General features: G+C 59.8%; 5 protein-coding genes. 2 read left to right on the top strand and 3 right to left on the bottom strand.

Annotated elements, in window-relative coordinates:
* Positions 1 to 143 precede the first annotated feature (143 nt).
* Complete coding sequence (locus CHY22_RS07720) at positions 144 to 1,931, bottom strand: carbohydrate-binding domain-containing protein (protein ID WP_089573358.1); 1,788 nt, start codon at positions 1,929 to 1,931, stop codon at positions 144 to 146.
* A 207-nt stretch (positions 1,932 to 2,138) separates the two neighbouring features.
* Complete coding sequence (locus CHY22_RS07715; RefSeq protein ID WP_089573357.1) at positions 2,139 to 3,452, bottom strand: NCS2 family permease; 1,314 nt, start codon at positions 3,450 to 3,452, stop codon at positions 2,139 to 2,141.
* Positions 3,453 to 3,645: 193 nt separating this feature from the next.
* Between CHY22_RS07715 and CHY22_RS07710 the strand changes: the two genes are divergently transcribed.
* The gene (locus tag CHY22_RS07710) at positions 3,646 to 4,065 is read left to right on the top strand and encodes a peptide deformylase (RefSeq protein WP_089573356.1); all 420 of its coding nucleotides are present in this window, start codon (positions 3,646 to 3,648) and stop codon (positions 4,063 to 4,065) included.
* Between the two features lie 131 nt (positions 4,066 to 4,196).
* On the top strand, positions 4,197 to 5,162 hold the full coding sequence (bsh, locus tag CHY22_RS07705) for a choloylglycine hydrolase (RefSeq protein WP_089573355.1): 966 nt from the start codon (positions 4,197 to 4,199) through the stop codon (positions 5,160 to 5,162).
* A 79-nt stretch (positions 5,163 to 5,241) separates the two neighbouring features.
* Here the strand turns inward: bsh and CHY22_RS07700 are convergent, their stop codons facing one another.
* Positions 5,242 to 7,491 (bottom strand): KUP/HAK/KT family potassium transporter, encoded by a 2,250-nt coding sequence (locus CHY22_RS07700; protein ID WP_089573354.1) that lies wholly within the window; start codon positions 7,489 to 7,491, stop codon positions 5,242 to 5,244.
* Positions 7,492 to 7,605: the final 114 nt, after the last annotated feature.

The following is a 7,605-nucleotide window of genomic DNA, read 5'->3' as shown; positions in this document are numbered from 1 at the left end:
TCCAAGGGTTATACCCTAAGAGCAAACCACCCCTTTTAGGGGTGGTTTTGATTGTTCAGCTTTTGCAGCCTTGCCCTTGCGCTACGAAGAAGTAGACGAGGAAGGCAAGGGCCGCGATCCACCCGTCCCGTGCGAAAAAGTGTTTACGAGCGCTTGCAGCTCACCACGGCGCCTGTGACGATGGTGGCTGTTCCCGCAAGGGCAGCTGCCACGATGGCTGCGCTCGAGGCGTCGCCGGTTGCTGCGAGTTTGCCGGCGATCTTGGCTCCCGTGGCTGCAACTGCAACGGTCTTGGTCGTCTTTGCGCCCTCGGGCTTGGAACCCTCGGGCTTGGTCTCGCCGGACTTTTCCTCGGGTTTGATCTTCTCGGGAGGTACGGTGAGCGTGCTCTTGGCGACAGCGGCGTCATAGGGAGAGTCGATCACGTCGTCGCCCGTGCCGATGGTTTGACCCGCCTCGCAGAGGATGCCGCCGCTGAGTTCTTCCTTGTTGCGATAGTTAATGATCTTGCCGCCTGCGGGCGCCTGGATGGGAGCGCCTTCGATCTCGATGGTGCCGATCGCCTTGCCATCCTCGCTTATGGCAAGAGCGAAGATTGCCGCCGTGTCTCCCTCGGCCGTGAGCTTGCTGCGGACGATCGAGATACTCGCGGGCGTGATGCCCTCGTAGGTCTGGGCGAAGATACCGATGTTCAGACCCCTAGGCTCAGGGATGACCTCGCCGCTTTGGTCGTTGCTGTAGTGATCGGGGCCATCGCCACCGGTCTCGACATAGCGGGCTATAGCCTTAACAACGGAGTCGCTGATGTAGATGTGGCCGCCAGCGACGTTTGGCTGGTGGTTTCTGGTAGAGATTGCAACCGAGAATTTGCCTTCTGCGAACGCGTCCACGATGGAACCATTCTTGATGACGATGTCGTCCCCATCAGTGATGAGGGCGATGGCCTGGCCGCCGCTCGCGCTTGTGCGGACCGTCACGGTCGCATGATCGAGCGTAACGCCCTTGTAGGCATAGACACCATATTCAACACCGCTTGCGTCAAGGGAGGCGTTCGTGACCGCGAGACTACCCTCAGCGTCGACGGCAAGATCTCCCTGGGAGCTTGCCTTGACCTGGCTGCCGCCCGAGATGTCGATGTTGCCGTCAGCCCAAATCGCCGCTTCTTCTATCGAACTTGCTTCTACCTTGCCACCGCCTTTGATGATCAGGTCACTGCCCGCGGCGACGCCGTAACCTTCGCCTCCTTTAGCGATCACTGTGCCAGAGGAATCGATGGTGGTCTTGCCCTTGGATTGGATGCCTTCGGTACCGCCCGTTGCATTCACGGTGCCCGAGCCCGTGATAGAGAGATCGCCCTTTGCCTCAATTCCGTCGGAAGCAGTGCTTGTGGTGTTCACAGTGCCTGGGCCAGAAATGGAGAGGTCGCCTGTTGATTTAATTGCATCGGCCTCGGCTGTCACATTGAGCTCATCCGTGCTATTCGAGCTCGTTATGTTCAACTCTGCTTTCTGGCTAGTGCCGTCCTGCGCCTTGATGGCGGCTCCGGTGTAATCAGGCTCGGTTTTCACGGTGTTCTTGCCCTCATAGACAATGTTGAGCTTGCCTGCAGCCTTGATCTCACCGCCGTTATAGTTGATGAGCTTCATGTCGTCGGCGCCGTCCCAGCTCCAGGTGCCGGCGGCGTCTCCCGTGGGCCCCGCGGCCGCTTCGTGGCGGACGCCGCCAACGTCCACCCACTCCGCCGCGAGCGAGACGCTCGGCATGAGCAGCGAACTTACCGTGAGCGCGCAGGCCAGGCCGCAGACGATGCGGCGCGTCACGCGGCGCCAGCTGCCGTGCGCGAGCAGCGTGCGACGGTGCACGTCGGGCTCGACAAAATGGGCTCCTGAGGTTTTATCATTGCGCTTGGGGGTCGTGAACAAGGTGGCCATGGTTACTCCCATCCTCATAGGGCCTATGCGATTACGCCCAGCATATCTGCAGGATGTAGCCGGCGGTAGTGCCGTTTGGAGGGCAAAATGTCCAAAACTTGGGAGGCAATACATCGCGCGTCCGTGCGGTGCCTGGCTTTAAAAGAAAAGCGCGGAGCCGCTCGATGCGACTCCGCGCTTTGGTGTTCTGCTTTGGCAGCTTTGCCGTTACGCTACAAAGAAGTAGACGAGGAAGGCAAGGGCTGCGATCCACATGAGCGGCTTGATCTTGGAGGCCTCGCCCTTAAAGAGCGCGACGATCACGTAGGCGATAAAGCCCAGGCCAATGCCGGCAGAGATGGAGTAGGTGAAGGGCACGCCGGCGACAATCATGAACGCCGGGAAACCCTGCGACACGTCGGACCAGTCGATCTCGGAGGCCTCGCTCATCATGAGGTAGCCGACGTAGACCAGAGCACCGCAGGTGGCGGCACTGGAAACGATGGTGACGATGGGGGAGAAGAACGCGGCGAGAATGAACAGCACGCCGGTGGTGACGGAGGTGAGGCCCGTGCGGCCACCGTCGGCAGCGCCAGAGGTGGACTCGACGAAGGTGGTGATGGAGGAGACGCCCATAAAGCCACCGGCAGCAGCGGCCACGGAGTCGACGACCAGGATGGGACGGATGTCCTCGACATTGCCGTCCTCGGTCAAGAACTCGCCCTGCTTGGCGACGGCCATCGCGGTGCCCATGGTGTCGAAGAAGTCGCTCATGAGCAGCGAGAAGGCAACGACGAGCAGCATCGGGTCGGTCAGGACCTTCACGATGGCAAGGTTGCCGTCGGCAGTGCTGGCAAACGGGGCGCCGAAGGTCGAGAAGTCGAGCGGTGCGATGAGGCCCTCGGGCGCATGGGTGACGCCCAGCGGGATTCCGGCGATAACGGCGACGATGATGCCGATGAGCAGCGAGCCCGGCACGTTGCGGGAAGCTAGGGCAACCGTCACGACGATGGAGATGATGCCGACGATAAAGGTGGGGGAGGCGATGTCGCCCAGGCCGACGAGCGTACCGGCGCCAGCGGTGATGATGCCGGCGTCGCACAGGCCGATCATGGCGATAAACAGGCCCAGACCCACCGAGATGGCGTGGCGCAGGACCACGGGGATGGCGTCCATGATGGCCTCGCGCAGGCCGCACAGGACGAGCAGCAAGATGACGACGCCCTCGAGGAAGATAACGCTCATGGCCACGTGCCAGTCGCCGCCGCACATGGTGGTGGCGATGCCCGCAATCATGGCGTTGATGCCCAGACCCGACGCACAGGCGAGCGGGCGGTTGGCGAAGATGCCCATGCAGATGGTCATGATGCCGGCGCCCAGGCAGGTGGCGCAGGCGAGCGCTCCCGCATCGATGCCAGCGCCCGAGAGCACTGCGGGGTTGACGGCGATGATGTAGGCCATCGCCAGGAATGTTGTCAGTCCAGCGCGAAGTTCGGTCCCGATTGTGGACTTGCGCTCACTGACGTGAAAAAGTTCGTCCATGCATACCCTTTCCTTGTTCGGCCCCGAGTTTAGGCCGATTGACACGAACTCACCCACTATATCGCCTTTGTGAAGTTGGTGTTCCTCACATGTTGATGTTCGGCGGTTTGTAACGGACGGGCGGTATCTTTCGCATGAAATTGTGTAGGTACCGTATACTTAAGCGGTTACAACGACCCCTATGGAGGAACGTATGATTAAAGAGCTTTGCCACGACGAGGCTATCCTGTCCCAGCGTTGCGAGGTTGCGACCGTCGAGGACGAGTCGGTTGCTCAGGACCTGATCGATACCATCAAGTCGCTCGACGATGCCGGCTGCCTTGCCGCTAACCAGATTGGCGTTACCAAGAAGGTCTGCGTCTACCTGGACGACGCCGGCGAGCCCCACGTGCTCTACAACCCCCGTCTGGTGTTTGACCTGGGCGCCAGCAAGATGGAGGAGAGCTGCCTGACGCACGAGGAGGTCACCAAGTCCACGCGCTATATCAAGTGCAAGGTTGCCTTTGACCAGATCGTCGATGGCAAGATGCGCGAGCGCAAGCAGGACTTTGTCGGCTTCGAGGCGCAGATGATTCAGCATATGATCGATCACTGTCTTGGCAAGCTTGTCTAGGGCGACCACAGCACCGCACTTCGTCGTTTTTGGTCCGGGCGTGACATTGTTGTCATGTCCGGGCTTTTGTGTTTAGCGCCTTTTTGTTTGGTGACAATAACCTTAGCAGGAACGTAAAGCTAGGAGGCGCTATGTGCACGAGCATTCGATTTACCGATAATTCTGGCCACATGTATCTGGGCCGCAACCTCGACTGGAGCTTTGACTACGGCCAACAGGTTCGCGTGATGCCGCGCGGGTTCCATATTCCGTATTCGTTTATCGACGATGCGTCGGCGGCACACGCGGTAATCGGCATGTGCATCGATTACAAGAACTATCCCATGTTTTTCGACTGTGGTAACGATGCGGGTCTGGCTGTGGCGGGGCTCAACTTTCCCGGCTATGCCGAGTATGCCGAGGGCCCGGTTGATGGAAAGACCAATATCGCGGCCTATGAGTTTCCCCTGTGGGTGGCAGCGACGTTCTCGACGGTCGACGAGGTCGAGGCTGCGCTGCGCGATACGGTGATTGTCGCCAAATCTGCAGGAGAGGGGCTGGGCGTGTCGCTGCTCCATTGGATTATCGGCGACAGCCAGCGTAGCATCGTGGTCGAGATGATGGCTGACGGCCTGCATGTATACGACGATCCGGTCGACACCCTTGCCAACCAGCCGACCTTCCCGTGGCACATGGAAAACCTGCGCACCTATATCACCGCCACAAGCGATTTTCCGCAGACGGCGACATGGCGTGGCGCCGAGCTTAAGCCCTATGGAGCCGGTGCCGGCATGCGCGGCATTCCGGGCGATTGCTATTCGCCGAGCCGTTTTGTAAAGGCGGCGTACCTCAATGCCAATTACCCGCAAAAGGAGAGCGAGACCGAAAACGTCGTTCGCATGTTCCGCTCGCTCGAGGGCGTGGTGATGATCGAGGGAGCGTCCAGGATGGGCGATGGCAAGTTCGAGAAGACTATCTACACCGGATGCTTTAGCGCGCGCACGGGCAATTATTACTACGCGATGTATGGGGATCCGTCGATTCGCTACGTGAGCCTGATGGATGCCGAGGGCGCGAGCCCCGATAGGCTCGTGGTTCCCGAGCCGCGCCGTTCGTAGCCGAGGGCTTTACTGAAATGCAAAGCGCCCCTGCATCTCCTGTGAGGTGCAGGGGCGCTGTCGTTGATGCGCGACGTCGCTAGAAGTTGGCGTCGTTGAGCTGGGCGCTCTCGAGGCCGTCGAGCAGTTGCTGTTCGGGCGTATCGGCGACGCTCTCGAGCAATTCGGTGGGATCGACGTTCATGTCCCTACCGGCCTCGTTGCCGTTGACCAGGTCGTCCGAGAAGATATCGACTTCCATTTCCTCGGCTTCCTCGATCTGGACCTCGAGCGGCACATGGGTGCGTACGAGTTTGACCGCCGGACGCATGCGGGCAAAGAGAGGCACGTACTCGATGATGATCGCCGAGTTCTCAAGACCGTACCAGCGTGCCGGGCTTCCGCAGGCGCGGCGGACGGCGTACTTGATGGCCATCACGCGGTGGTCGTTGCGGTTGATGTCCGTTTCGGGGGCAAGCATCTTGCGCAGCATGCAAAAACGGAAGTCGCCCACGTTGCCGCGCGTCTCGTAGATGGAGTAGGTGTGATGCTGCGGTGGCAGCTCACCCGATGTCATCAAGTCGCCAACGATCTGACGCAGATAGGCGTTGATGCGCTGGTTGACCTTAAAGCCCAGGTCCAGGCGCACGCGGAACAAAAAGTCCGTGCCAAAGGTCTCGACGGAATACTCGTGCGTATAGGGCTCGTCGGTAACGTGCACGTTGATGAACCAATATGCCTTGGCGCGCTTGGGGTGCTTGTCCAGGATGGAATAGAGCACGTCGCGGTCGAGCGTGAGCGGGTCGGGGCTGTTGGTGAGGAACACCAGATTGTCGGCGAGCACGGGGTAGGTCTCGTCGTTGCGCAGGCGGTTGAGCTGATCGATGTACTTGGAGACGGGCAGCAGGATCGTCTGCGTGCGCTCGATGGCGGTGCCGCGGCGCCACACGTACATAAGGCCAAACAGCAGCGAGGCCAGGAAGATCATCACATAGCCGCCGTTAAAGAACATGGTGAGGCACGAGGCAAAGAAGCAGAGCTCGATGGCGCCAAAAAGCAGGGCAAAGACGCAGGCGCCCAACTTGTGCTTGAGGATGCCGGCGATATAGCTCGTCAAAAGCGTCGTGGTCATGAGCATAGTCACGGTGATGGCGAGGCCGTAGGCGCTCTCCATGCGCTCGGAGTTTTGGAACAGCAGCACGATGAAGATACAGCCGACCCACATGATGTTGTTGACGAGCGGAATATAGAGTTGACCCTTGGTGTCGCTGGGGTAGTGGATGCGCAGATGCGGCATAAGGTTGAGACGCGTGGCCTCGGATACCAGCGAGAACGAGCCGGTGATAAGCGCCTGCGAGGCGATGATGGCCGCTACGGCCGATAGCACGATGGCAAAGGGGCGCAGGGGCTCGGGAAGCATCATGTAGAACGGGTTGACGATGTCCATCGCGAGCATCTGGGGATTGGAGTTGTTGGCGAGCAGCCAAGCGCCCTGACCCAGATAGTTAAGGATGAGGGCCGCCTTTACGAACGGCCAGGATGCGTAAATGTTAGCCTTGCCCACGTGACCCATGTCCGAATAGAGCGCCTCGGCGCCGGTCGTCGACAGGAAGACGAAACCGAGCACCATGATGCCCGAGTGGTTGATGGGCGAGAACAGGAACATGATGCCGCGGATGGGGTTGAGTGCGCGCAAGATGGACAGGTTGCCGAGCATGTTGAACAGGCCGGCGCCCGCCAGGAACAGGAACCATAGCGTCATGAGCGGGCCGAAGAGCTTGCCGATTGACGAGGTGCCGGCGCGCTGCATGGCAAATAGGCCGCAGATAATGATGATGGTAATAATGATGACGTTGGTCTGGCCGTCGCCCAATAGCGCGTGGCCCCACTCGATGGTGCGCAGACCCTCGATGGCTGTGGTGACCGTGACGGCGGGGGTGAGGATGCCGTCGGCAAGCAGCGCCGCACCGCCGATCATGGCGGGAAGGATCAGCCACGGCGCCACTTTGCGCACGAGACTGAACAGGGCGAAGATACCGCCCTCGTTGTGGTTGTCGGCCCTCATGGCGATTAGCACGTACTTGACCGTGGTTACGAGCGTCATGGTCCAGATGACGAGCGAAAGCGCGCCCAGGATCATGTCCTCGCTGACGGTACCGACGCCGCCGTTGTTGGCGACGATTGATTTCATGGTGTACATAGGGCTCGTGCCGATGTCGCCATAGACGACGCCGAGCGTTACGAGCAACATACCAGCAGAAAGGGGAATGGCTCCATGCCCGCTCTGTCCGTGCTGGTCTTGGAGGTTTGCCTCCAGTTTGTTGTGTGCCACGTGGACTCCCTTAGACATCCGGTTATCTGTCTAGGGCAGATAACCTTTATGCCATCTTTATACATATAAGAGCAGTTTGGCACATCGGGGTGTTTTAGACAATAATCCCCATCTGGGGATTATTCATGTACG

Origin of the sequence: Collinsella sp. TF06-26, assembly GCF_002232035.1 — a bacterium.
GTDB lineage: Bacteria > Actinomycetota > Coriobacteriia > Coriobacteriales > Coriobacteriaceae > Collinsella.
The sequence above is the reverse complement of the archived record's forward strand: the minus strand, read 5'-3'. Positions and strand labels throughout refer to the sequence as shown.